At 60.9% G+C, this 25,678-nt stretch carries 25 protein-coding genes; 10 read left to right on the top strand and 15 right to left on the bottom strand.

Annotated features, from left to right (window positions below; all coding sequences use genetic code 11):
• The first annotated feature begins 88 nt into the window (after positions 1-88).
• Positions 89-2,776, top strand: a complete 2,688-nt coding sequence (mutS, locus tag ACQ4WN_RS19645) for a DNA mismatch repair protein MutS (protein ID WP_436553029.1) — start codon at positions 89-91, stop codon at positions 2,774-2,776.
• Entirely contained in the window at positions 2,773-3,810 is a 1,038-nt protein-coding gene (locus tag ACQ4WN_RS19640; RefSeq protein ID WP_436553028.1) for a hypothetical protein, read from the top strand. Before mutS ends, ACQ4WN_RS19640 begins: the two co-directional genes overlap by 4 nt.
• A gap of 193 nt (positions 3,811-4,003) precedes the next feature.
• Here the strand turns inward: ACQ4WN_RS19640 and ACQ4WN_RS19635 are convergent, their stop codons facing one another.
• Positions 4,004-4,555 carry an FKBP-type peptidyl-prolyl cis-trans isomerase gene (locus ACQ4WN_RS19635; protein WP_102123671.1) on the bottom strand — a complete coding sequence of 184 codons (552 nt, stop codon included), beginning with the start codon at positions 4,553-4,555 and terminating at the stop codon, positions 4,004-4,006.
• 93 nt (positions 4,556-4,648) lie between these two features.
• Between ACQ4WN_RS19635 and ACQ4WN_RS19630 the strand changes: the two genes are divergently transcribed.
• A complete protein-coding gene (locus ACQ4WN_RS19630) occupies positions 4,649-5,770 on the top strand; it encodes a JmjC domain-containing protein (RefSeq protein ID WP_436553027.1) in 1,122 nt (373 codons plus the stop codon).
• 353 nt (positions 5,771-6,123) lie between these two features.
• Positions 6,124-6,378, top strand: coding sequence for a hypothetical protein (locus tag ACQ4WN_RS19625; RefSeq protein WP_096237298.1), 255 nt, complete (start codon positions 6,124-6,126; stop codon positions 6,376-6,378).
• A 170-nt stretch (positions 6,379-6,548) separates the two neighbouring features.
• On the opposite strand, the gene bamC is transcribed toward ACQ4WN_RS19625, so the two are convergent.
• The 8 genes from bamC to ACQ4WN_RS19585 form a co-directional block, all read right to left on the bottom strand.
• Positions 6,549-7,742 carry an NlpB/DapX family lipoprotein gene (bamC, locus tag ACQ4WN_RS19620; RefSeq protein WP_436553026.1) on the bottom strand — a complete coding sequence of 398 codons (1,194 nt, stop codon included), beginning with the start codon at positions 7,740-7,742 and terminating at the stop codon, positions 6,549-6,551.
• Between the two features lie 81 nt (positions 7,743-7,823).
• Positions 7,824-8,702: a 4-hydroxy-tetrahydrodipicolinate synthase gene (gene dapA / locus ACQ4WN_RS19615; protein WP_332862729.1), complete on the bottom strand. Its 879-nt coding sequence runs from the start codon at positions 8,700-8,702 to the stop codon at positions 7,824-7,826.
• 84 nt (positions 8,703-8,786) lie between these two features.
• Complete coding sequence (locus ACQ4WN_RS19610; RefSeq protein ID WP_436553025.1) at positions 8,787-9,359, bottom strand: class I SAM-dependent methyltransferase; 573 nt, start codon at positions 9,357-9,359, stop codon at positions 8,787-8,789.
• A gap of 51 nt (positions 9,360-9,410) precedes the next feature.
• On the bottom strand, positions 9,411-10,091 hold the full coding sequence (locus tag ACQ4WN_RS19605) for a site-2 protease family protein (RefSeq protein WP_436553024.1): 681 nt from the start codon (positions 10,089-10,091) through the stop codon (positions 9,411-9,413).
• Positions 10,092-10,174: 83 nt separating this feature from the next.
• Complete coding sequence (locus tag ACQ4WN_RS19600) at positions 10,175-10,798, bottom strand: L-threonylcarbamoyladenylate synthase (protein WP_436553023.1); 624 nt, start codon at positions 10,796-10,798, stop codon at positions 10,175-10,177.
• Between the two features lie 38 nt (positions 10,799-10,836).
• Positions 10,837-11,721, bottom strand: a complete 885-nt coding sequence (gene htpX, locus ACQ4WN_RS19595; protein ID WP_353660473.1) for a protease HtpX — start codon at positions 11,719-11,721, stop codon at positions 10,837-10,839.
• Positions 11,722-11,921: 200 nt separating this feature from the next.
• On the bottom strand, positions 11,922-12,755 hold the full coding sequence (locus ACQ4WN_RS19590) for a 3',5'-nucleoside bisphosphate phosphatase (RefSeq protein ID WP_436553022.1): 834 nt from the start codon (positions 12,753-12,755) through the stop codon (positions 11,922-11,924).
• Between the two features lie 102 nt (positions 12,756-12,857).
• Positions 12,858-13,736, bottom strand: coding sequence for an alpha/beta fold hydrolase (locus ACQ4WN_RS19585; RefSeq protein ID WP_436553021.1), 879 nt, complete (start codon positions 13,734-13,736; stop codon positions 12,858-12,860).
• A 227-nt stretch (positions 13,737-13,963) separates the two neighbouring features.
• On the opposite strand from ACQ4WN_RS19585, the gene ACQ4WN_RS19580 reads away from it, so the two are divergent.
• The 5 genes from ACQ4WN_RS19580 to ACQ4WN_RS19560 all read left to right on the top strand — a co-directional run bounded on the left by ACQ4WN_RS19580 (position 13,964) and on the right by ACQ4WN_RS19560 (position 19,616).
• Complete coding sequence (locus tag ACQ4WN_RS19580) at positions 13,964-14,488, top strand: gamma carbonic anhydrase family protein (RefSeq protein WP_071075946.1); 525 nt, start codon at positions 13,964-13,966, stop codon at positions 14,486-14,488.
• A gap of 4 nt (positions 14,489-14,492) precedes the next feature.
• Complete coding sequence (gene hslO, locus ACQ4WN_RS19575; protein WP_436553020.1) at positions 14,493-15,473, top strand: Hsp33 family molecular chaperone HslO; 981 nt, start codon at positions 14,493-14,495, stop codon at positions 15,471-15,473.
• 161 nt (positions 15,474-15,634) lie between these two features.
• The gene (locus ACQ4WN_RS19570; RefSeq protein ID WP_436553019.1) at positions 15,635-18,049 is read left to right on the top strand and encodes a TonB-dependent receptor; all 2,415 of its coding nucleotides are present in this window, start codon (positions 15,635-15,637) and stop codon (positions 18,047-18,049) included.
• Positions 18,049-19,179: a glycerophosphodiester phosphodiesterase gene (locus tag ACQ4WN_RS19565; RefSeq protein WP_436553018.1), complete on the top strand. Its 1,131-nt coding sequence runs from the start codon at positions 18,049-18,051 to the stop codon at positions 19,177-19,179. Before ACQ4WN_RS19570 ends, ACQ4WN_RS19565 begins: the two co-directional genes overlap by 1 nt.
• A 152-nt stretch (positions 19,180-19,331) precedes the next feature.
• Positions 19,332-19,616, top strand: coding sequence for a hypothetical protein (locus ACQ4WN_RS19560; protein WP_436553017.1), 285 nt, complete (start codon positions 19,332-19,334; stop codon positions 19,614-19,616).
• 351 nt (positions 19,617-19,967) lie between these two features.
• Here the strand turns inward: ACQ4WN_RS19560 and ftsB are convergent, their stop codons facing one another.
• The 3 genes from ftsB to pyrG all read right to left on the bottom strand — a co-directional run bounded on the left by ftsB (position 19,968) and on the right by pyrG (position 23,429).
• Complete coding sequence (gene ftsB / locus ACQ4WN_RS19555) at positions 19,968-20,291, bottom strand: cell division protein FtsB (RefSeq protein WP_035821182.1); 324 nt, start codon at positions 20,289-20,291, stop codon at positions 19,968-19,970.
• Between the two features lie 61 nt (positions 20,292-20,352).
• On the bottom strand, positions 20,353-21,636 hold the full coding sequence (eno, locus tag ACQ4WN_RS19550; protein ID WP_131687539.1) for a phosphopyruvate hydratase: 1,284 nt from the start codon (positions 21,634-21,636) through the stop codon (positions 20,353-20,355).
• A 140-nt stretch (positions 21,637-21,776) separates the two neighbouring features.
• The gene (gene pyrG, locus ACQ4WN_RS19545; RefSeq protein WP_436553016.1) at positions 21,777-23,429 is read right to left on the bottom strand and encodes a CTP synthase; all 1,653 of its coding nucleotides are present in this window, start codon (positions 23,427-23,429) and stop codon (positions 21,777-21,779) included.
• A 246-nt stretch (positions 23,430-23,675) separates the two neighbouring features.
• On the opposite strand from pyrG, the gene ACQ4WN_RS19540 reads away from it, so the two are divergent.
• On the top strand, positions 23,676-24,083 hold the full coding sequence (locus tag ACQ4WN_RS19540) for a PRC-barrel domain-containing protein (protein WP_219114814.1): 408 nt from the start codon (positions 23,676-23,678) through the stop codon (positions 24,081-24,083).
• A 51-nt stretch (positions 24,084-24,134) separates the two neighbouring features.
• Here the strand turns inward: ACQ4WN_RS19540 and ACQ4WN_RS19535 are convergent, their stop codons facing one another.
• The 3 genes from ACQ4WN_RS19535 to ACQ4WN_RS19525 all read right to left on the bottom strand — a co-directional run.
• Positions 24,135-24,260 carry a hypothetical protein gene (locus ACQ4WN_RS19535; protein ID WP_436553015.1) on the bottom strand — a complete coding sequence of 42 codons (126 nt, stop codon included), beginning with the start codon at positions 24,258-24,260 and terminating at the stop codon, positions 24,135-24,137.
• A gap of 220 nt (positions 24,261-24,480) precedes the next feature.
• Entirely contained in the window at positions 24,481-25,389 is a 909-nt protein-coding gene (locus ACQ4WN_RS19530) for a ChaN family lipoprotein (protein WP_436553014.1), read from the bottom strand.
• Between the two features lie 70 nt (positions 25,390-25,459).
• Positions 25,460-25,678, bottom strand: a 219-nt coding sequence (locus tag ACQ4WN_RS19525; protein ID WP_436553013.1) for a hypothetical protein, incomplete at its 5' end; no start/stop codon positions are given.

The raw sequence follows: 25,678 nt of genomic DNA, 5'->3' as shown, positions 1-25,678 counted from the left end.
CCCAAGGGCGCGGCCTGGCACGCACACAGCACCACCCACAGCCCGGCAGGCATGCCTTCCCTGCCGCCGGACCAACGACAAAGAACACATGACCACCGTCCCAAAAGAAATCAACGCCGCCGCGGCAAAGAAAAATTCGGCTGAAAAGCTGACTCCGATGATGCAGCAATATTTAGGCATTAAGGAAAACCATCCGACGATGTTGGTCTTCTACCGCATGGGCGATTTCTACGAGCTGTTTTTCGAGGACGCGGAAAAAGCCTCGCGCCTGCTGGGCATTACCCTGACGGCGCGCGGCGTGGCCAGTGGCAATCCCATCAAGATGTGCGGCGTGCCGTTTCATTCGCTCGATGGCTATCTGGCCAAGCTGGTCAAGCTGGGCGAGTCGGTGGCCATTTGCGAACAGATCGGCGATCCGGCCACCAGCAAGGGGCCGGTGGAACGCAAGGTCATGCGCGTGGTCACGCCTGGCACCCTGACGGATGCGGACTTGCTGCCTGAAAAGGCCGAGCGCCCGCTACTGGCCATGTGCAGCATCACGCAGCGCAAGACGGTGACCACGGGCCTGGCCTGGCTCTCGCTGGCCAGCGGGGCGTTGAAACTGATGGAGTTTTCCGGCGACAGCAACACCGTGGCGGCGCGCCTGCAACAGGAACTGGAGCGTATCGTACCAGCTGAAATCTTGAGCGGCGACAATGGCAACCTGTTTGACGACTATGCGGGCACGCACATCAACCGCGTGCCGGACTGGCATTTTGACGTGGTCGGCGGCCACAAGGCGCTGCTCGACCAATTGGGTGTGGCGACCCTGACGGGCTTTGGCGCAGACGGCCTCGGCGCCGCGTTCGGCGCGGCCGGCGCGCTGCTGCGCTATGCGCAATCGACGCAGGGACGCGGCTTGCAGCACGTGCGCTCCCTGACGACAGAAACGGAAAGCGAATTCATCGGCCTGGACGCGGCCACGCGGCGCAACCTGGAGCTGACGGAAACCATCCGCGGCCAGGAGTCGCCTACGCTGTTCTCCCTGCTGGATCATTGCCGCACCGCCATGGGTTCGCGCATGCTGCGCCACTGGCTGCACCATGCGCGGCGCGACCAGAACGTGGCGCGCGCGCGCCATGAAGCCATCGCCGCGCTGGCGCAAAGCGAAGCGGCGGGGCCACTGGCCGCCACGCTGGCGCAAGTGCCCGATATCGAACGCATCACCACGCGCATCGCGTTGCTGTCGGCGCGTCCGCGCGACCTGGCCGCCCTGCGCGACGGTTTATTGCAACTGCCGGCCCTGCGCGGCGACGTGGTGCGTTGTTATGGCCCTGGCCAGGGTGGCGAAAGCGGCTTGCTGGCCGCCATCCATACTGCCCTTGCCACGCCAACCGCCTGCCTGGACTTGCTGGTGCGCGCCGTGGCGCAGGAACCGGCTGCCATGGTGCGCGACGGCGGCGTGTTTGCCACGGGTTTTGACGCCGAACTCGACGAACTGCGCGCGCTGTCGGAAAACGCGGGCCAGTTCCTGCTCGACCTGGAAACGCGCGAACGCGCCCGCACGGGCATCGCCAATCTGCGCGTCGAATACAACAAGGTGCACGGCTTCTATATTGAAGTCACGCACGGCCAGACGGACAAGGTGCCGGACGACTACCGCCGCCGCCAGACCCTGAAAAACGCCGAGCGCTACATCACGCCCGAACTCAAGGTGTTCGAAGATAAGGCCCTGTCGGCGCAAGACAAGGCCCTGGTGCGCGAAAAACTGCTGTACGACCTGCTGCTGGCCGAACTGGCGCCGCATATCGGCACCTTGCAGACCATTTCGCAGGGCCTGGCCCAGCTCGACACCCTGAATGCACTGACGGAACATGCGCAGCAGCACAACTGGGCCGCGCCGCAACTGGTCGACGAGCCGTGCATCAACATCATCGAAGGCCGCCACCCGGTGGTGGAAAAGCAGATCGAGCGCTTCATCGCCAACGATTGCCGCCTCGTCAACGAACGTAGGCTGCTGCTGATTACCGGCCCGAACATGGGCGGTAAATCGACCTTCATGCGCCAGGTGGCATTGATCACCCTGCTGGCCTACGTGGGCAGTTACGTGCCGGCCGCATCCGCCACCATCGGCCCCATCGACCGCATCTTCACGCGCATCGGCGCCACCGACGACCTGGCGGGCGGACGCTCGACTTTCATGGTGGAAATGACGGAATCGGCCGCCATTTTGAACGGCGCCACCGAGCACTCGCTGGTGCTGATGGATGAAGTGGGCCGCGGCACCTCGACCTTCGACGGCCTGGCCCTGGCCTGGGCCATCGCGCGCCATTTGATCGATACCAGCCGCAGCTTCACCTTGTTCGCCACGCATTACTTTGAGCTGACGCAACTGCCGGACAGCCATCCGAGCGCCGCCAACGTGCATTTGTCGGCCGTCGAGCACAAGGACAGCATCGTCTTCCTGCACGCCGTGCAAGCCGGTCCCGCCTCGCAAAGCTATGGCTTGCAGGTGGCGCAACTGGCCGGCGTGCCGCAGCCGGTGATCAAGGCCGCGCGCAAGCATCTGGCGCGCCTGGAAGCACAGGCACTGGACGCCACGCCGCAGCGCGACCTGTTTGCCGCGCCGGCAGCCGATCCGTATGCGCAAGAGGAAGAAGAAGCAGCGCCACTGGCCGCGCTGAACGCGGCGCAGCAAGCCTTGCTCGACGCCATCGCCGACCTCGATCCCGATGCGCTCACGCCGCGCGACGCGCTGGAACAGCTGTATCAGTTGAAACGGCTGGCCGCCGCATGACCCTCCGGCGCAGCGCCCTACGCTTGCTGGCCGCCGGCCTGCTGGCCGCCAGCCTGCCATGGCAAGCGGCGCTGGCCGCCCCGGGCGAGCAGGCCGGCTTCGAGTTTGCCGTGCTGGGCCATTCCTTCAACGCGGGGCCGGACAATGGCCCCCTGAAAAAAGCCATCGCGGAAACGAGCGCCTTCAATGCATCGTTCGTGGTGGCCACCGGCATCAAGGCCGCCAGCGAGTCCTGCAGCGACAAGCTGTACAGCCAGCGCAAGGATTTGCTGGACGCCAGCGGGCCGCCACTGATCGTCTCGCTGTCGGCCAGCGACTGGGCCAACTGCCGCAATTCGCGCGGCAGGGTCAACGCCATCGAGCGCCTGAACCGCCTGCGCGACGTGTATTTCGCCGACGACCAGAGCCTGGGCCAGCGCAAGCTGACCCTGTCGAGGCTGTCATCGACGGCGAAGTTCCGCAGCTATGCGGAAAATGCCCACTGGGAATACGGCGGCGTGCTGTTCGCCACCATCAACCTGCCCGCGAATAACAACCATTTCCTGCCAGAAGCGGGACGCAACAGCGAATTCGAAGACCGCCTGGTCGCCAACCGCTCCTGGCTGCAGCGCCTGTTCGCCATGGCACAGCGCAAGCAGCTCGACGGCATCGTGCTGTTTTCCGATGGGGATGTGGGCGTACTGGACGAAGACGACAATTCGCTGCTACCCAGCTTTAGTTCGAAACAGGATGGCTTTGCCGGACCGCGCAAGCAGATCCGTATCCTGGCAAAGAAATTCAGCGGCAAGGTCTTATTGGTCGATACGCAGCGCGAAGGCGACGCGGACGGCAAGGATGGCAAGAGTAAAAAAGCCGCAGCCAGGACACGCGGGCCGAAAATCAGCTGGAAAGGCAACCTGGGCCACGTCAGCATCGACAACGACTGGTCCGCCATCGCCGTACGGCCAGGCAAGACGCCATTCTTTGAGGTGCGTCAACGGGCCGTCAGGCCAACGGCGCAGGCAAGAGCCAAGGCGTCGACTGTGCGCAGATAAACGTGCGCCGCAATAGATAAAGGCCGACGCAAAGCCAGCCTTTATCTATCCAATCCACCAGCGTCACGGCGCCTGACAAAACCGTAGCGAGCAGCTGCGCGGCGTGGCCGAGAAGCGCAACCGTACTGAAGTACGGTGAGCATCGCCGGCCGCGCCCCGCTGCGCGCAGTAGGTTTGGTCAGGCGTCTCCAGATTAATGGATCGGGTGGGTGCGGAAGTGATCGCCCTCTTCGCCGTCGCCTTCATCATCTTCATCGCCATGGTCATGGCCATGTGCGCCATGCACGTGGCCATGGGCGATTTCTTCGTCGGTGGCTTCGCGCACGTCAGCGACGGTCAGCGAGAAGCGCAGCGCGATGCCGGCCAGTGGATGGTTGCCGTCCAGCACGACTTTGTCGTCGGCGATATCGGTCACCGTGAAGATCATCGCTTCTTCGTCCGGCGAATCGCTTTCCGGCATGCCTTCGAACTGCATGCCCACTTCCAGCGGCTCAGGCAGGCGATTGCGTGGCTCGACCTTGACCAGGGCTGGATCGTATTCACCGAAAGCATCATCCGGTTCGATCTGGATCGTGTTGGAATAGCCAACTTCCTTGCCGTCGAGCTCTTCTTCGATCTTCGGCAGGGTGTTTTCATAATCACCGTGCAGGTAGACCATAGGCTGACGGCCGTCTTCGATCAGATTGTCTTGCGCGTCTGACAGTTTGTAGTTGACAGTCACGACCGTATTTTTGGCAATCTTCATTATGCTTCCTTTCATTGTATAAGCTGGCAAATTATACCTTCACGCCGCCAACGGCAGGCGCATTCCTGCATTTCCGGTTGTTATAATGGGCGCATGAAAAAATTAACTCTCCTCGGCGATATCACGCCGGCGCAATTCCTGCGCGACTACTGGCATAAAAAACCCTTGTTGATCCGTCAAGCCGTGCCTGGCTTCAAGGCACTGTTCGATTTCAAGGCCCTGGCCGAGCTGGCCACCCTGGACCACGTCGAATCGCGCCTGGTCAGCCATGCGGATGGCCACTGGAACATGCAGCAAGGTCCGCTGACCAGCCTGCCATCGCTGAAACAGAAAGAATGGACGCTGCTGGTGCAGGGCGCCAACCTGCACAGCGCCAAGGCCGACGCCCTGCTGCGCCAGTTCCGCTTCCTGCCGGACGCGCGCCTGGACGACCTGATGGTCAGCTTCGCCACCGATGGCGGCGGCGTGGGCCCGCATTTCGATTCCTACGACGTGTTCCTGCTGCAAGGCCAGGGCAAGCGCCACTGGCGCATCGGCGCGCAGAAGGATCTGAGCCTGATCGACGGCTTGCCGCTGAAAATCCTCAGCAACTTCACGCCTGACGAAGAATTCACGCTGGAACCGGGCGACATGCTGTACCTGCCGCCCCACTACGCGCACGACGGCGTGGCCATCGGCGATTGCCAGACGTATTCGATCGGCTTCCGCTCGCCAACCTTCCAGGAACTGGGTGAGGCTTTCCTGCAATTCATGGCCGACTCGATCGACTTGCCGGGCATCTACAGCGATCCCGACTTGAAAGCCTCGGGCAAACCGGCGGAAATCCCCCGTGAAATGCTCAGCACCATCACGGAAGAAATGAACAAGGTACGCTTCACGGAAGAAGACGTGACCATTTTCCTGGGCGAACACCTGTCGGAACCGAAACACAATGTGTTTTTCACGCCGCTGTCCAAGCCGCTGACGGTGGGCCGCTTCGCGGACGCCGCACAGAAAAAGGGCGTCGTGTTGTCGCGCAAGACGCTGATGCTGTATCGTGGCAAGAATGTCTTCATCAATGGTGAATCGTTTGCCATTGGCAAGGCCGATAAAACGGCCCTGGAAACCCTGGCCAACGAACGCGCGCTCGATGGCGCCGCCGTGGCCCAGGCTTCCGATGATGTGATGGATGCGTTATATACCTGGTATCAGGATGGCTGGATCGAACTGGGCTAAATGATGGTGGCGTAGCAAAGTGGCATTACAACAGGTAAAAAGACAACATCTGCGCTAGCACAATGAAACATATTATTTTTATATCGTTTTGTCGTGCTTTCGCAAATCGCTTACACTTGCTTGCAATTTGCTTCGGCAAATATTGCGATATCACAAAATAGTTGCGAATTTGCCTCTTGCTCCTATTGCGACGCACCAAAAATCGCTATAATATTCGGTTAGGAAGTTTCCGTTGTCTGGCAGGCACCACCTGGTACGAAAAGCCTTCGAAGACGACCTAACGAGCGATAATTACCGGTAATTATTCATCGCAACAATATTGATTTAATTTTTGAAATAATTAAGGAAAACAAATGAAAAAATCCCTGCTGATCGCCTCCCTGATGGTTGTTGCTCTGGCTGCTTGCAGCAAAAAAGAAGAAGCTCCTGCACCAGCACCAGTAGTTGAAACCCCAGCAGCTGCACCAGTAGTTGAAGCTGCTCCAGCTGCTGCTGCTGACGCTGCTGCTTCGGCCGCTACCGACGCTGCTGCTGCTGCTTCGGCTGCCGCTTCGGCCGCTACCGACGCTGCTTCGGCTGCTTCGGCTGCTGCATCGGCTGCTAAGTAATTTAGCACCCTGCACTAGAGAAAGCCGGCCCTCGGGCCGGCTTTTTTGCGTCCAGAGTTTTATCCGCAGGATAAAACTCTGGACATCGGCAATAAAAAAGGCTGGCCCGGTTTCCCGGTCCAGCCTTTTGAATGCGCGGCAGGTTTTCAAACCTGCCGCTGCCACACCACTTATTTCAACTGCTCGTTCAGCAGACCCAGGATCTTCTCTGCCACTGGCGAGACATCGGGCTTACCTTCGTTGCTGAGGATGCTGACCAGGCTGGTCGAGCCATTGCCGGCCTTGACCAGGACGCGGTAGCGCTGCGCTTCCTTGTCCTTGTCGGACGACGAGCCCCAGCTGAACAGTTTCGAGAAGAAACCATCTTTCTTGACGACATCAGGATCGACGTAACGCACGAAATACGTGCCTTGCGTGCGGTCGCGGTCTTCCACGGTAAAGCCGACACGGTCCAAGGCCAGACCGACACGGCGCCAGGCGCGGTCGAAACCTTCATCGACTTCGATGGCGCGCGCCGGCGTGGCGGCGTCGCCCACCAGCTTGGCGTGCAGCGGCTGCACGATGGCGGCGTCGACGGCCGTCTTCGCTTGCGCATCGTCGCTGGCCGCGCCCAGGCGCGTCATCAGCTTGGCCAGGAATTGCGCTTCCAGGCCCGGATCGTTGGGCCGCGCGGTCCAGGTGGTGGTTTCCTTGTCGCGGCCCGTGACCACCTCTTCCACGCCACGGTGGCTGATATAGATCTCGGTCGAGCCATCGGCCAGGCGTTCCACGCGGGTACGGTATTTGTCTTTTTCGCCGCTCGAATACAGGCCGTCGAAAGCCTTGCCGATCGTGCTGCGAATGATATCTTGCGGGATCTTGGCGCGGTTTTCGTTCCATTCGGTTTCCATGATGCCAGCCGTGGGCTGGTCGATGGCGATGGTGAAGCCCGAATCTTCCCAGAACTGCTTGAGTTGCGGCCACAGCACTTCAGGCGACTGCTTGACGACCAGCCAGCGCTGGTTGCCCGCGCGCTCGACCTTCACGCCACCGGCCGAGACAGGCACGACGCCCACCACGCCGTCGGCGCCCACGACGACAGGCGTACCTGCCGTGGCGTTGCGCTGCGCGTTGTAACCGGAAGCCGTGGCCACGCCATTCTTCGCATCCGGCAGGGAGTAGCGGTTGTCCTGCTGCAATTGCGTCAGGTCAGGCGGTACGTCCAGGGTGCCGGCTTTCTTGACCGACTTGTAGTCGACCTTGTCGCCGCCGACTACCGAACTGATCATGCCACAGCCCGCGAGGCTGGCTGCGATGGCGCCGATGACGATGCCGCGGACGGCGATGGTGGCAGGCGCCGGTTTGGTTTTCTTGCAATTAGTCATGTCGTAACTGGATAAGAAGCTAAGTAGCAGCTGGAATCAGGAAAGGTCCGGACGGGTCAAGTCCGGGCTTGAAGTTCGGCCTTAAGACAGGATGCCGGCGTCGCGCAAGGCCTCGCGCACGGTGGCATGGCAATTTTCAGCCAGCGGCACCAGTGGCAAGCGTATGCCGGCCGGCATCAGGCCCATTTCGGCCAGCGCCCATTTGACGGGCACCGGGTTGGGCTCGACAAACAATTTCTGGTGCAGGGGAAAAACTTTGTTATTGATGGCGATCGCCGTGGCGCGCTCGCCCGCCATGGCTGCGACGCACAGTTCGTGCATGGCGCGCGGCGCCACGTTGGCTGTCACGGAGATGTTGCCGTGGCCGCCGCAGAACATCAGCGCCATGGCCGTCGGATCGTCGCCCGAGTACACGGCGAAGTCGGCTGGCACCAAACGCAGCAGGTCGATACCGCGGCCGATGTTGCCGGTCGCATCTTTCACACCGACAATATTCGGGATGGCGGACAGGCGCACGATGGTTTCGTTGCTCATGTCGGCAACCGTGCGGCCAGGCACGTTGTACAGGATGACGGGGATATCGACGGCTTCGGCGATAGCCTTGAAGTGCTGGTACATGCCTTCCTGGGTAGGACGGTTGTAGTACGGCACCACTTGCAAGACAGCATCGGCGCCCGCTTCTTTCGCATAGCGCGTCAGTTTGATGGCCTCGGCCGTGGAGTTGCCTCCGGCGCCGGCGATGATAGGAATGCGTCCCTTGGCATGTTCGACGGTCAACTTGATCAGTTCGCAGTGTTCTTCCACGCTGACTGTTGCCGATTCGCCCGTCGTGCCAACGATGACGATGCTGTCCGTACCCTCGGCGATATGCCAGTCGATCAGCTTGCGCAGACCTGGAAAGTCCAGACTGCCGTCAGCGTGCATCGGGGTGACGATTGCTACAATGCTGCCCTTGATCATAGTAAGTTTATAGCGCCGATAAATAAAACAACGATTGTAGCGGATAGCCCGCGCCTGTGGTGCATTCTGACATAGTATGGCCGCTCAAAACGTCGGCAGCAGGGCTGCCAACCGTGGAAAATCCGGCCGGACGGCACAAATTCGTTGCACCAGAGCAGCTTTTGGCTGCTCCACGCGCCCATCCTCGTACGCTACCACGCGCAAGCCGTGCTGCACCGCCCAGCTCAGCATTTCGCCTTCCTTCAGCAGGAATTTCGGATTCGACGGCTTGCCGAACTGCTCATTGCCTTCCGCAAACGTTTCATACAGCAGCACGCCATCGGGCGCCAGACTGGCCACCATGGCTTCCAGCAGGGGCCGGTGAAGATAATTGGTGACGACGATGCCGGCAAAGCGGCCGGGGGCGAAGGGCCACGCGGCGCCCGGCGCCTCCAGGTCCACCAGCGAGGTGGTGATGCCCGTGCCGGCCGCCTTTTCCAGCATTTCCGGATCATGGTCGAGCGCGATCACGGGGTGGCCCAGGCTCACCAGGTGGCGCGCATGGCGGCCGCTACCGCAGGCCAGGTCCAGCACTTCGCCGCCCGGGATCAGGGACGCCCAGCGGCGCACCCAGCCGGAAATCGCTTCCATCTCTACTACTTGTTCAGTTACTTGCATCGGTACTTCCATCAGTTAATTTTGCATTGCCAAAGCCGTACAGCGGCGGCATCAGCCGAGCAGCATTCGCAACGGCAGGGTCATCGCATACAGGATCGACGTCGCCTGCTGGAGCACCCCGCTCAATGCCAGACCCAGGTAGCCCTTATAGCTCAGAAAGATCAGCAAGGCGAACACGAAAGGCGTGTAACGGTCGATGCTGGCGTACTTCCGGGATAACGCATCGGGCAGCATGCCGGTGACGATACGTCCACCATCGAGCGGCGGCACGGGAATCAGGTTAAAGACAAACATCACCACGTTGACGGAGACCCCGGCCAGGCTCACTGCGATCAGGTATTTGCCCATGGCAAACGCCGGCGCCATTGTGCTGAGCAGGATATAGGCCACCATCCAGCCGAAGGCCATGGCGAAGTTGGCGGCGGGGCCGGCAAACGCCACCCACGCCATCTGCTTCTTCGGATTGCGCAGGCGGCCAAAGTCGACGGGCACCGGCTTCGCATAGCCAAAAGGCACGCCGATACTCCAATACAGGAACAGCGGCAACAGGACGGTGCCGAAAGGGTCGATATGCCGGATGGGATTGAGGCTCAGCCGGCCTTCGTTCGAGGCCGTGGGGTCGCCGAAATAGCGGGCCGCGTAGCCGTGTGCCGCCTCATGCAGGGAAATGGCAAACAGCACCGGCACCAGGTACACCGCAACGGTCTGGACTATCGTATTGAAATCGCTCATGACCGCGATTCTACCAGAGGCCTCTCAGCCCCTTTCTTACGTTGCCATTAAAGTTAGGTAAATCGAGCGCCCTGCGCCAACCCCTACAAGCCCAGCACGGCCGGGTCGCCGCGCCCCACGCGCACCACTTCCGGCTCCGCACCCGTCAGGTCGATCACGGTACTGGGGCCATGCGCGCAGACGCCGCCATCGATGATCAGGTCGACCAGTTTTTCCAGGCGTTCGCGGATGGTGTCGGCATCCGTCAGGCTGTCTTCGTCTCCGGGCAGAGTCAGGGTGGCGCCCAGCAGCGGCTGACCCAGCTCTTCCAGCAGGCTTTGCACGATGCGGTGCTGCGGCACGCGCAGGCCGATGGTCTTGCGCGAAGGATGGCTGAGGCGGCGCGGCACTTCCTTGGTCGCTTCCAGGATGAAGGTGTAGGCGCCCGGCGTGGCCGCCTTGAGCAGGCGGAACTGGCGGTTGTCGACCCTGGCATACACGCCCAGCTCGCTCAAGTCGCGGCACAGCAAGGTCAGATGGTGCTTTTCATCCACGCCACGGATGCGGCGCAGGCGCTCGACGGCGCCCTTGTCGTCGAGCTGGCACACCAGCGCGTAGCAGGAATCCGTGGGCAAGGCCACGACGCCGCCGGACTGGATGATTTGCGCCGCCTGCTTGATCAGGCGCAATTGCGGATTTTCAGGGTGAATATGAAAAAATTGACTCATGTGTAAGCGTTCTGGCGAACCAGCTTGTTAAGTTAGCATTATTGTACGCCGCGCAGCGCGGCGATGCGTTGTTCGAGAGGCGGATGGGTGGCAAACAGCGCGCCCCAGCCGCCATTGCCGCCGCTGATGCCCAGCGCCTGCATCGATTGCGGCAGCTCGCCCGGAGGTACGCCGCCCAGGCGGGCCAGCGCATGCATCATCGGGGTGGGGCTGCCCAGGAGCTTGGCCGAACCGGCATCGGCGCGAAATTCGCGCTGGCGCGAGAACCAGGCCACGATGATGGATGCGAGCAAGCCGAAGATGACTTCGCACACCATGACGGTGACGAAATAGCCGATGCCGCGTCCGCCGCCTTCGCGGTTGTTATTTTTCAGCAGCACATTGTCGACAAAGAAACCCACCACGCGGGCCATGAAGACGACAAAGGTATTCACCACGCCCTGGATCAGGGTCAGGGTGACCATGTCGCCATTGGCGACGTGGGCGATTTCATGACCCAGCACGGCTTCGACTTCATCGCGGTTCATGCTTTGCAGCAAGCCGGTGGAAACGGCCACCAGCGCCGAATTTTTGAACGCGCCCGTGGCAAACGCATTCGCGTCGCCGTCGTACACGGCCACTTCCGGCATGCCGATGCCGGCCCGCTCGGACAGCGCACGCACGGTATTGACCAGCCACAATTCGGTCGACGAAGTCGGGTTGTCGATCACGCGCGCGCCCGTGCTCCACTTGGCCATGGGTTTGCTGATCAACAGCGAAAAGATCGAGCCGGTGAAGCCCACCACCAGCGAAAACACCAGCAGGCTGCCCAGGTTCAGGGTACTGCCCCGCGCCGGATTGCCCACGCCCAGCAAGCTGAGCACGAGCGACAGCACCAGCATCACGGCCAGGTTGGTGGCGATAAAGAGGACGATACGTTTCATGGGCGATGGCTCCAGAAAGAGAGTAATAGCTAAAAGATAAGCATGCAGTGGCGAATTTCAAGCCCGCGCACATCCTGCACTTAATGCCTAAGAAAATCGTCGCGAGCGGATGTGAATTGTGGCCGAGAAGCGGAGCTGTGCTTTAGCACAGTGAGCATCGCAGGCCGCAAGTCGCGACGCACAGTAGATTTTCGACGGCATTAAAACCAGTCGTGCCAGATCGGGGTTACGTTGGCTGGCAAAGGCGGCAGCTTGGCAAAATCCACGCGCGACTCGCCTGGCGCATGGAAATCCGTGCCGCGCGAAGCGAGGAAGCCATAGGCGTTAGCCAGCTGCGCGTATTGCGGATACTGGTCCGGACTGTGGCTGCCCGTGACGACTTCGATAGCCACGCCGCCGAGCTGCTTGAATTCATCGAACAGCACGCCTTGCGCCATGTCGCTGAAGCGATAGCGGCCCGGATGGGCGATGACGGCCACGCCGCCAGCGCCGCGTATCCAGCCCACCGCTTCGGCCAGGGTGGCCCAGCGGTGCTCGACATAGCCCGGCTTGCCTTCCGACAGGTATTTCTTGAACACGTCGGGAATATTCGCGCACTTCCCCGTTTCCACGATGTAGCGGGCAAAGTGCGTGCGCGACATCAGATCCGGGTTGCCGACAAATTTCAAGGCCCCTTCATAAGCGTCGGGGATGCCGGCCAGGTCCAGCTGGCGGGCGATTTCGCGGCCGCGCGCGTCGCGCCCGGAGCGGGTCTGCTGCAAGCCCTGTACGAGACCCGGATTGTTTTCATCGACTTGCAAGCCCACGATGTGCACGGTCTGGCCGGCCCAGGTGATGGATATTTCCACGCCGGCCACGAAACGCATGCCCAGGTCCAGCGCGGCCGTGCGCGCGGTGGCGACGCCGGACACTTCATCGTGGTCCGTCAGCGCCCACACATCGACGCCAGCCTTGCGTGCGTAGGCGGCCACGGCAGCGGGCGCGAGCACGCCGTCGGAAATATTCGAATGACAATGCAGGTCAACTTTAAGCATACGAAAACAATACCCTGCACGGGCTCAGCATGAAAGAAGTCTTCATTGTACGCTGCTTGCCCGATATGGAAGTCGCGTTAGCGACACAGTTGCGCCAGCGCATTACTGCGCCAGGAAGGTTTCCACCAGGCGCGCCAGCTCCGCCGGCTGGTCATGGTGCAGCATGTGGCCCGCGTCCAGCATCATCTCGCAGCGCACATCCTTGATGCAGGCCAAACGCCGGTCGATTTCAATGCGTGCCTCTTCCTTCGGCCCCATCCATTGCCACATATTCGTCTCCATCGCCTCCACCCACAGCACGGGCGCCGTGATGCGGCGCCAGCACGCCATCACTTCTTCTACCTGATACAGGATGGGATTGACGCGCTTGTGCCGCGGGTCGCCCATGATGTCCCACTCGCCCGCCTCGTTCTGTGCCGACCAGTGCTCAGCCAGGAAGGCGGCGCGGTCGTCCGGCAGGCGCGGATTGGTCTTTTGCAGGCGCTCGGCCACCGCGCGCTGCGAGGGATAGCTGCGCATGACGGGCGGCTCGCGCAACTCGTCCAGCCACTTGGCGTAGCGGCCAGGGGCTTGCTCCGGCTGCGTCGCCATCATGCCAAAGCCTTCCAGGTTGATGAAACGGCTGATACGCTCGGGCCGCACACCCGCATACAGGCCTGCCACATTGGCGCCCATGCTGTGACCGAGCAGGTTGACGGGCGCGTCCGGCGAATAGTGCAGCAGCATGGCATCCAGGTCGGCCAGGTAGTCGGGGAACCAGTAGGTATCGGACTGCGTGTAATCGCTCAGACCAAAGCCGCGCCAGTCGGGCGCGATCACGTGCCAGTCGCCCTGCAACTCGTCGACGACGAACTGGAACGAGGCCGCCACATCCATCCAGCCGTGCACCATGAACAGGATGGGTGCGCCTTCGCGGCCCCAATGGCGCACATGCGTGCGGGCACCGCGGATGTTGATGAATTCGGAACGGGAAAGTTTCATGGGTTTCATCTGATTGCCTGCCTTGAAAGTGGCGCGGATGGCGCCACATGCTGTGTCTGTAGATAGTGCGACTATAAAAGTACGACCGTTCGATAATTATACCGGATTGGTGGTCAGCGCCAGGACTTGCCCTGCAACAGCGTAAAATAGCGTACATAGTAGCTAAGCCAAGCAAAACTTCCGCGTCCGGTCCAGCCCGGCGCCTCCACCACCGCCATAGGCTAACGATGACACTCTACCAATTGGGCGCCGATGCGCCACAGATTGACGCTTCCGCTTTTGTTGCCGACACGGCCAACGTGATCGGCAAGGTGACGCTGGAAGCGAATACGTCCGTATGGTTCGGCGCCACCATCCGCGGCGACAATGAACGCATCACCGTCGGCGCCAACAGCAATGTGCAGGAAGGCGCCGTGCTGCACACGGACCCGGGCTACCCGCTCGACATCGGCCAGAACGTGACCATCGGCCACCAGGCGATGTTGCATGGATGCACGATTGGCGATGGCGCCCTGATCGGCATCCAGGCCGTGATCCTGAATGGCGCGAAGATCGGCAAGGGCTGCCTGGTCGGCGCAGGCGCCCTGGTCACGGAAGGCAAGGAATTTCCCGACAATATGTTGATCATCGGCTCACCGGCGAAAGCCGTGCGGCCCCTGACGGCAGACGATATCACCAGACTACAAGGCAACGCCGTGAACTATGTGCAACGCGGCCAGCTATTTAATACGCAACTCAAGAAGATTGGATAAGAGAATGACGACTGAAACCACAGGCGCAGTCAGCGCAGCCGTTAGCGGCCAGGATACCCTGCAAAAATTTATTTTCGACAACGCCGCCGTGCGCGGCCAGTTTATCGACGTCTCCCACACCTGGCAGGAAGTGGTGTCGCGCCACGCCTACCCGACGGCCGTGAAAAAAGTGCTGGGCGAAATGGTCGCTGCCGCCGCCCTGCTGTCGGCCAACCTGAAATTCAACGGCTCCATCATCATGCAAATCCATGGTGACGGTCCCGTGCGCCTGATGGTGGTCGAGTGCGATTCCGACCTGCGGCTGCGCGCCACGGCCAAGCTGGACCCGGACGCCACCATTGCCGAGGTCGCTACCGTGCCGCAATTGCTTAACGCCACGGGCAAGGGCCGCTTCATCATCACCCTGGACCCGGCCGACAAGGTGCCGGGCCAGCAACCGTACCAGGGCATCGTGCCGCTGGACGGCGACGACATGGCCACCGTGATCGAAAACTATATGTTGCGTTCGGAGCAGCTCGACACGCGTTTGTGGCTGGCCACGGACGACAGCGTTTCGCGCGGCCTGCTGCTGCAAAAGCTGCCCCACCATGGCGGCAAGGCTGAAGCGACGCCCGTGTCGGAAGAAGATGCGCTCGATACGTGGCACCGCGCCGTGATGCTGGCGTCGACCCTGAAAGAGGAAGAAATCCTCGCCACCGACATCGAGACACTGATGCAACGCTTGTTTTGGGAAGAGACGATCCGCGTCTTCGACCCGCTGCATCCGAGCTTCCATTGCAGCTGCACGCGCGAAAAAGTGGGCAATATGCTCAAGATGCTGGGCGAAGAAGAAGTCAACAGCACGCTCGACGAAGTGGGCGAGGTGGGTGTGAACTGCGATTTCTGCGGCCAGCACTACGCATTTGACAAGGTCGATTGCGCGCAGCTGTTCATCACGGATGCGCCGGCCGAAGTCTTGATTCCCCCCGCAGCGAGCATTAACTAAGCTCAAGCAAGCTTAACAGTTTCGCCATCATCCTTCCGCGCCGCCTTTCAGGCGGCGCAATTGTTTCCACTGTCATCATCCCGTCATCAGTTCGTCATCAACCCGTCACGCGCCGCCGTTACGCTGCGCAACTTGTCTTACTTTCCACTTTCCACAGGCTGATGATGAACTCCCACTTGACGCTGGCCCTGCGCCGCCATTCCTTCCATGTTTTGCTGGGCGCGTGCGCCGCGGGCCTCTCCCTGCCGGCGCTGGCCCAAACGGCCGTGGCCGCCGCCGTGGCGTCCGCCGCCACCGACATGGCCGCCGCAGCGGCTCCTGCCGCCGATGACAATGCCCCCATGACCACCGTGGAGATTTCCTCGCGCAAGACGCGCTCCTCCGTGGCCTTGAGCAAGAATGAAATCCAGAAAATCCTGCCCGGCACGAATCCCCTGAAAGCCCTGCAAACCTTGCCCGGCGTCAGCTTCCAGACGGCCGATCCGTGGGGCAACAACGAGCAAAACCTGTCGCTGTTCGTGCATGGTTTCTCCGGCCAGCAACTGGGCTACACCATGGATGGCGTGCCGCTGGGCGACCAGCAGTACGGCAACTACAACGGCCTGTCGCCGCAGCGCGCCGTGATCAGCGAAAACGTGCGCAGCGTCGTGCTGTCGTCGGGTGCAGGCGACCTGGCCACGGCCTCGACGAGCAACCTGGGCGGCACCATCGAAACCTATTCCAGCGACCCGCTGGCCACGCAGGGCGCCAGCGTGCAGCAAACGGTGGGCAGCCACCGCACTTCGCGCACGTTTGCCCGCTACGACACGGGCACCTTTGGCGACGGCAGCAGCGCCTATTTTTCCATCTTGCACCATGAAGCGCGCGCCTGGGATTTCGATGCGCGCCAGGGCGGCGACCAGTTCAACGCCAAATACGTCAACCGCAGCGAGGCGGGCAAGCTGACCCTGTTCTTCAATTACTCGGACAAGATCGAGCCGAACGAAGACAGCACCGTGCACCTGGCGGGCGAGACGAGCGCGCCGTACACGCGTCCCTTCCTGTATCCGGACTTCAAGGCGGCCCTGAACTATTTGTCGCCCACAGGCGCCACGCCTGCCGCCGACGGCAACAATTACCGCAATTACTACAGTGATGCGCAGCGCACCGATTACCTGGCCTACGCCAAGTTCGATGCCAACTTGTCCGAAGGCATGACCTGGTCGAACCAGGTGTATTACCACAAGGATGACGGCGCGGGCGTGGTGGCCGGTCCCATCGGCGTGGCCGGCTTGCCTGGCCTGTTCAGCGTGTATTACCCGAAACAGAACCTGAAACAGGTGTTCGGCAACTCGGGCTACGCCGTGCGCACCACGGAATACGACATCAAGCGCGGTGGCCTGATCTCCACGCTGCGCAAGGAAATCGGCGAGCATCAGCTGGAAGCGGGCCTGTGGCTGGAGCAGAACCGCTCGTCCGCCTACCGCCGCTGGTATGCGCTGGACGTCAACAACCCTACTTCGCCGTATGACCGCCCCAGCAATCCTTTGATCACGCAGTACGGCAGCGAGATCGACAACAAGGTGGTGCAGCTGCACTTGCAGGATGAATGGCGCATCCGTCCCGATATCGCCCTGCAGGCCGGCTTCAAGTCCAGCCTGCAGTTTGCCGAGGGCCAATTCCCCGTGCAGCCGGCCCTGGGCGCCATTTCCGGCGGCTCGACGGCCTTGCCGGTCGGCACCATCAACACGAAAAAATGGTTCTTGCCACAAGTGGGCGCGCGCTGGGACTTCACGCCGCAAGACCAGCTGTACTTCAATATCCAGAAAAACATGCGCCAGTTCGTCACCTATGGCGGCGGCGGCGCTTCGCCATGGAGCTTGTCGAGCCAGGCCGCGTTCGACCTGTTCAAGCGCGACGCCAAGCCGGAAACGGCCCTCACCTATGAAGTCGGCGTGCGCGGCAGCCATGCCCTGAATCTGGGCGCCATCACGGCCATCGATGGCCAGGTCAATGTCTACCACGTCGATTTCAGCAACCGTTTGCTGCAGATCAGCCCGACGCCCGTGATTTCCTCCATCATCGGTGGCAACCCCGTGCTGGCCAACGTGGGCAGCGTGCGCACGGACGGCATCGACATCGCCGGCACCGTGCACTTTGGCAACAATTTTTCGTTCTACAATGCCCTGTCGTACAACCGCTCGCAGTACGCGGACAATTACAACAATGGCGCCGCGCTGGTATTGACGGCCGGCAAGAATGTGCCCGGGTCGCCGGAATGGCTGAACAAGTTCGTGGCGTCCGCCACCTTTGGCGATATCGAAGTGCAACTGACGGGTGACTATGTGGGCAAGCGCTACGCGACGTACACCAACGATTTGTCCGTGCCCAGCTATTTCCTGATGGGCCTGGGCGTGTCGGGCAAGCTGCCGGCCATGGCCAGCTGGCTGAAAAACCCGCGCTGGCGCTTGAACGTCAGCAACCTGGCCAACCGCGAAGGCTCACTGAACGTGGTGGTGGGCGCGGCCGACAAGACCTACAACACCTTCCCCATCGCCCCGCGCCAGGGCTTCCTGACCCTGACGGCGGATTTCTGATGCGCGAGCCTATCCTCCCGCAACGGCACTTTTCGCGCCGCAACTTCGTCCAGGCGGCCGTGGGCGGCCTGGCCCTGGCCAGCGCACCCGGCTTTGCCGCCGGCCTGCTGGCCACACCCCCCAGCCGCCCGCTGGTGTTCGCCCACCGGGGCGCCAGCGCCCTGCGCCCCGAGCATACACTGGCGTCGTACGCCAAGGCCATCCTCGACGGCGCCGACTATGTCGAGCCGGACCTGGTCGCCACGCGCGACGGCATCCTCGTGGCGCGTCACGAAAGCAACCTGATCGACACCACCGACGTGGCGCGCCGGCCCGAATTTGCCAGCCGGCGCGGCAAGAAGATGGTCGATGGCGAATGGCACGAGGGCTGGTTCGTCGACGACTTCACCCTGGCGGAATTGAAAACCCTGCGCGCCATCGAACGGTTGCCGAAAGTTCGCACCGGCAACACCTTGTACGATGGACAATTTCAAATCCCCACCTGGGAAGAAATCATCGATTTTGTTGCAGCGCAATCAGCCGCCAGCGGACGCATCATCGGCCTCGTGCCGGAGCTGAAAAGCTCGACGTATTTCCGCGATGCGGGCCTGGCGCTGGAAGACCGCTTCCTGTCGACCATGCTGGCGCACGAATATACGCGCCGCGCGCCGATCGAGATCCAGTCCTTCGAAGTGGCGAATCTGAAATATTTGCGCGAGAAACTGGGACGGCGCGCCAACGTGCGCCTGATGCAACTGGTGGTGGGCGGCGATGTGCGCCCGATGGACGTGGCCAAGGCGGGCGGCAAGCTGACCTTCGGCCAGATGACGACACCGGCCGGCTTGCGCGACATCGCCGCCTACGCGGACGTGGTGGCACCGCCCACGCGTGGCGTCATCGCGCTGGGCGCCGACCAGCGCCTGGCCAAGCCCTCATCCATCGTCGACGATGCGCACCAGGCGGGCTTGCTGTTGCACACCTGGACCTTCCGTCCGGAAAACCGTTTCCTGGCAGCCGACTTCCGCGATGGCAATGGCGAAAATGCGCGCAATGAAGCGGGTTCCGTGGCGGAAATGCGGCGTTATATCGAAACGGGACTGGACGGCTTTTTCAGTGATGATCCGGGCCTGGGACGCATCGCCGCCGGATAAACATTTCGTCACAAATTCATTTTCAGGGCGTGGCCCGCGGCGACGCCCTTATTATGCGTTTCTTGAATTACTGAAATTGGAATTTGAAATTAGACATATATCGTCAACTCCATTATTGTGCAATGCAACAACAGACCATTCATGGAGGGCATATGTCCACTTTTACCAACACCTACAGCAACGACGACAACTATTTCAGCAACCTGGGCCGCGCCACGCGCGCCTTCCTGGGCGCCCTGCTCGCTTCCAAGCCGTACAGCGAACTGGCACAGAAGGAAGTCATCGCCACGACCACCAACGCCAGCAGCACCGAAGAGCAGCGCTATGTGCGCCCAAGCATGCGCGACATCGCCCTGCTGAACTCGGAAGCAGCCCGTTATGAAAACCTGATGCCGAACTTGGCCTCGGAACTGCGCTTCCTGGCGTCGCGCGGCTAAAAAACGTTCATGGCGGCGTTGCCTGCGCCTTGCCGTACGTTCGTACTGTCTTCGGCTTGGCGCCTGGCCCTGGACGTTTTTTAAGCTATTCAGGCACTACTAATTTAAAAGGAACTTTGATGATATTTCTCGAAACCGCACTGATCGCCGTGGCCGTCGTGGTCACCGGCATCCATTTCTACCTGATCTCGACCGGCAAAGCCCGTTTCTGATCAGCAAGCAGCAAGGCACCACGCCGCGCCATGCGGCCAGTCGTGTGCAGCAGTACAAGGTAACAAGATAGTAAGGTAGCAGTTGATATGTCAGCCTGGCAATCGGTCCAGGCTGGCAAGTGGGAAAGTGAGAACACCCTTAGTGTGGCGCAGCAGCGTCCACCGGCGTTTCCAGCAGTGGCGGGGTTTGTCCCTTGCGCACGATCTGCACGAAAATCTCATTCTGTTTGACCATGCCCAGTTCATAGCGGGCACGCTCCTCGACGGCGCCCGTGCCATCTTTCAGGTCGCGCACTTCGGATTCGAGCTTGGCGTTGCGCGCCTTCAATTCCATGTTTTTCTTGTTGGCCACCGCCACTTGGGCTTCCATGTCGGCAACACGCAGCCAGCCGCCTTTACCCAGCCAGAGGGGAAATTGGATCAGCAGCAGCAGGGCTGCCAGGGCGAGCGTAATCAGGCGCATGGGGCATTCAGTTAAAAAACCGGCCGGATATCTCCGGCCGGCCAGTGGGTTTTACATCAGCTTACTTCAGATTATAGAACGCATCGCGGCCAGGGTAGCTGGCGATGTCGCCCAGATCTTCTTCGATACGCAGCAGCTGGTTGTACTTGGCCATGCGATCCGAACGCGACATCGAGCCGGTCTTGATCTGCAGGGCGTTCGTGGCAACGGCGATATCGGCGATGGTCGAGTCTTCCGTTTCACCCGAGCGGTGCGAAATGACGGCCGTGTAACCGGCGCGCTTGGCCATTTCGATGGCGGCGAAGGTTTCTGTCAGGGTGCCGATCTGGTTGATCTTGATCAGGATCGAATTGGCGATGCCTTTCGAGATGCCTTCTTTCAGGATCTTGGTGTTGGTGACATACAGATCGTCGCCGACCAGTTGCACTTTCTTGCCCAGTTCCTTTGTGAGGATCGCCCAGCCGTCCCAGTCGCCTTCATGCATCGCGTCTTCGATCGAGATGATCGGGTACTTGTCGCACCAGGTCGCCAGCAGGTTGGTGAACTCGGTGGCCGTCAGGCTCAGGCCTTCGCCTGCCATTTCGTACTTGCCGTTCTTGTAGAACTCGGACGCGGCGCAATCGAGACCGATGGCGATCTGGGTGCCTGGCTCGTAGCCGGCTTCTTCGATGGCCTGGATGATCAGCTTGATGGCTTCTTCATGGTTGGCCAGCGATGGCGCGAAACCGCCTTCGTCGCCCACGTTGGTGTTCAGGCCCTTCTTGTGCAGGATCTTTTTCAGCGTGTGGAACACTTCCGCGCCGTAGCGGACGGCTTCCTTGAACGATGGCGCGCCCACGGGAATGATCATGAATTCCTGGATGTCCAGGTTGTTGTCAGCATGCGCACCGCCGTTGATGACGTTCATCATCGGCACTGGCATCTGCATGGCGCCCGAACCGCCGAAATAGCGGTACAGCGGCAAGCCCGCTTCTTCGGCGGCAGCCTTGGCGACAGCCATGGAGACGGCCAGGATGGCGTTGGCGCCCAGGCGCGATTTGTTTTCCGTACCGTCCAGGTCGATCAGGGTACGGTCCAGGAAAGCCTGTTCATTGGCGTCCAGGCCCATGATGGCTTCGGAGATTTCGGTATTGATGTTTTCGCATGCTTGCAGCACGCCCTTGCCGAAGTAGCGCTTGGCGTCGCCATCGCGCAATTCCACGGCTTCACGCGAACCGGTCGAGGCACCCGACGGCACGGCCGCACGGCCCATCACGCCCGATTCCAGCAACACATCGCATTCGACGGTCGGATTGCCGCGCGAGTCCAGTATCTCGCGACCGATAATATCAACAATAGCACTCATGTCATTCTCCAAAGTTAAGCGTAACAGGGGCTGCACACTGCGTTCTGATGCGCAATTGCACAAAGGGGGCAAAGAAACTCCCGGCGGGAACTATCTGGCCGGGAGCTGTCTTACGGGTAATACTGTCGCAATCGACCGCGTTATTGCGCAGCGGCGTTGGCTTCTTTGTGCGCCAGCGCTGCCTTGATGAACGAGGTAAACAAGGGATGGCCGGTGCGTGGCGTCGACTTGAACTCGGGATGGTATTGCACGCCCATATACCATGGGTGGGAATTTTCACCCGTGCGTGGCAATTCCATGATTTCGCACAAATCTTCGCTCGGCGTGCGGGCCGAGACGATCAGGCCAGCCGCTTCGACACGGGCCAGGTAGTGATTGTTGGCTTCGTAGCGATGACGGTGACGCTCGGTCACCACGCTGCCGTAGATCTCGGCAGCGAGGGTGCCCGGATTGACGGCGCAGGTCTGCGCGCCCAGGCGCATGGTACCGCCCAGGTCCGAGTTTTCATCGCGCAACTCGACTTTACCATCGTGGTTTTGCCACTCATTGATCAGTGCAACGACAGGTTGATCCGTATCAAGGTCGAACTCGGTCGAATTCGCGTTCGGCATGCCTGCCTTGTTGCGCGCGTATTCGATCAGGGCCACTTGCATGCCCAGGCAGATGCCCAGGTACGGGATCTTGTGCTCACGGGCGAACTGGGCGGCCTTGATCTTGCCTTCCACGCCGCGCTTGCCGAAGCCGCCCGGTACCAGGATGGCATCGTACTTGGCCAGGTTGTCGCAACCCGTCGTTTCGATTTCTTCCGAATCGATGTACTCGATGTTGACGCGGCTTTCCGTGTGGATGCCGGCGTGGCGCAGCGCTTCGATCAGCGACTTGTACGACTCGGTCAGCTCGACATACTTGCCGACCATGCCGACGGTGATTTCCGCCTTCGGGTGTTCCATCGTGTAGATCAGCTTGCTCCAGATCGACAGGTCGGCCGGGGCAGGATCGAGGTCCAGCGCTTCGCAGATGATCTTGTCGAGGCCCTGGTCGTGCAGCATTTGCGGCACTTTGTAGATGGTGTCGACGTCCCACACGGAGATGACGGCCTGCTCTTCGATATTCGAGAACAGCGAGATTTTCGCGCGCTCGTCTTCCGGGATGGCGCGGTCGGCACGGCACAGCAGTGCGTTTGGCATGATGCCGATTTCGCGCAGCTTTTGCACCGAATGCTGGGTCGGCTTGGTTTTCAGTTCACCGGCCGAGGCGATGTAAGGCACCAGGGTCAGGTGGACGAAGGCCGTGTTCTTGCGGCCGGCGCGCAGGCTCAGCTGACGCGCCGCTTCCAGGAATGGCAACGATTCGATATCGCCGACGGTGCCGCCGATTTCGCACAGGGCCACGTCGTAGCCTTCGGCGCCACGGCGGATGTAATCCTGGATTTCATTGGTGATATGCGGAATCACCTGCACGGTCTTGCCCAGATATTCGCCCCGGCGTTCCTTGCGGATCACCGATTCATAGATCTGGCCAGTGGTGAAGTTATTCACCTTTTTCATGCGGGTGGAGATGAAGCGCTCGTAGTGACCGAGGTCGAGGTCGGTTTCGGCCCCGTCATCGGTAACGAATACTTCACCGTGTTGCATAGGGCTCATCGTGCCAGGATCGACGTTGATATACGGGTCGAGCTTGAGCATGGTGACTTTAAGGCCGCGCGATTCGAGGATCGCGGCGAGGGAGGCGGCGGCAATCCCTTTTCCAAGGGAAGACACAACGCCACCGGTGACGAAGACAAATTTGGTCATTGCAGATGGTGCCGAACGGCACGTGCGGGAAATTGAAATTATACACTAAAGCCCGCCGCCGGCGCTCCCCGCGCACGGAAATTTGCGGCAAATGTCGACGATCGCCCCCGCTCCTGCGGTCTACACACAACAAAATTACTCAATAGCAATAATTGAAATATGTTCAACTCCTCATTTTGTGTGGGCGAGCGAACAGACCCTGCCGCGCTCCGGCCGCAGACTGGAATTTTTCAACGGAGGTACATCATGAGCTACGAAGAACGCGACGCCTACGGCATGTATGTCAACCGCGGCCACAAAGGTCCCGGTCCTGAACTGATGGGTGCCGACACCCTGATCGGCGACCATGTGCACAACGCCAACGACGAACACCTGGGCGAAATCAAGGAAATCATGATCGACATGCGCAGCGGCAAGATCGCCTATGCCGTCATGTCGCACGGCGGTGTCTTCACCATCGGCGAAAAGCTGTTCGCCGTGCCCTGGGAAGCGCTGCTGCTCGACACCGTCAACAAGCGCTTCACGCTCAATGTCGACAAAGAGCGCATCGAAAACGCTCCCGGCTTCGACACGGATAACTGGCCGAACATGGCCGATACCACGTGGGCCAATTCCATCCATAGTTACTACGGCACCACGCCGCGCGAGTATTAAACGCTGACCTAATTTGGGGTCAGACCCGCCGGGTCTGACCCCAGCGTTAAATTAGAACCGGTACTCCAGCCCCGCCACATACGTCCTTCCCCGCGCCGTACTCATCGGCGTATTGTCGTTCGACTGCGACGGCATCGAATTCAGACGGTTCAGCGCTTCCAAATAACTCTTGTTCATGGCGTTTTGCACCGACAGGCGCAAGATACGTGCTGGGCAGCTCACTGATGTCGCACGCGCCAAACGACGCGCTGGCGACCGAGGTAGGCTGGCTGGTCTTTTCGCGCGTGTACGACAGGCGCGCATGCGCATGCAAAAAATCGGACGAACTACCTGGCTGCGATGGATGAGCTTGCTGGGGGAGAGTGCCGGGCAGAGCGCCCGGCCGAGGTGAAACGACTTATTCGGCACCGGCGATGGCAGGTGCCGCAACCGGCGTGAACCACACGAAGTCCGCCTGCGGCGCCAGCACCGTTGCGCCGCGCTGCGCCAGCACCAGCACCAGCGGCGCCGGACCGCCCGTCAAGTCCTGCACATGCAGCGGCACGCCCAGGTCCTTGTGCGCATGGTAGGCGCCAGCGATCAGCACGGCTGGCGCGGGCGCGGCCAGCAGGCGCTCGGCCATGCGGCGGTCGCGCTGCTGCTGCACCGACAGCATGGCGGCCAGGCGCGGCGCGTCGATCTGGTTGTCGTGCATGACGCGGATGATGTCTTTCAGTTTGTCATGCACCTTGCCATCGTTGGCCAGGTTCGAATACTTGCCCTGCACGGCTGGCTTGTCGACGAACAGTTGCTTGATTTCGCTGCGGTCCAGGTTGGCCGACCAGACGGGGTATGGCGCGCGCATCACTGTCATGACCAGGTCGCGATATTGCTCCCATTTCCAGCTTGGTTGCCAGGCCAGCAGCTCGGCCACGTGTTCGGGACGCACGACGGGGTCCGTCTGCAGCCACGGCTTGAGCTTGTCCACCCTGGCTTGCTGGTCCGGATTCAGCATTTCCAGCAGCACGCTGCCTTGCGGACGCCGGCCCTGCAATTGCTGCACCAACCATCGCTCGATCTGGTGATGGCTGAGCTGGTCATGCTGTTCGCCGATGATGATCCGTGGCGCAGCGGCCAGCTGGGCCAGCAATTGGTCGGCGCTCAGGCGCTGGCCGCTGCGCAGATCGACGATCTCGCCCAGCTGGCGCACGTCTTGCGCAGAAGCGGACGCGGCTGGCGTGTTGGCCAATGGTGCGACGCTGCTGCAGGCGCTCAGCGCCAGCACGCAGGCGGGCAGGACGGCGGCGAGAGACAGGGGGAATTTCATGGCATGGCCTTTCAGGTCTGAGCTCGCATTGCAAACTATCTACTGGCAGGCATTTTAATAGAAATGATTCTCATTTACAATCAATGCACGGCATAGCCTGCAATTTTTTTACAACTGGCAAAAAATCAATATAGTGCTTCGGTGAAATCCCCGGGTGCGGAGTAGAATAAAAAAAAGGCTCTGTCCCCGATAAGTAGGGGAATTCCGAGAATTTTCCTGGGGCCCTGCTGTCTGACGGTACATAGCAGACAAACGGGAGTCTTCCATGCAGCCAGCCCAGTGGAAAACC

The organism is Janthinobacterium pasteuri, assembly GCF_051380775.1.
Lineage (GTDB): Bacteria > Pseudomonadota > Gammaproteobacteria > Burkholderiales > Burkholderiaceae_D > Janthinobacterium.
This window is presented reverse-complemented; position numbering and strand designations above follow the sequence as displayed.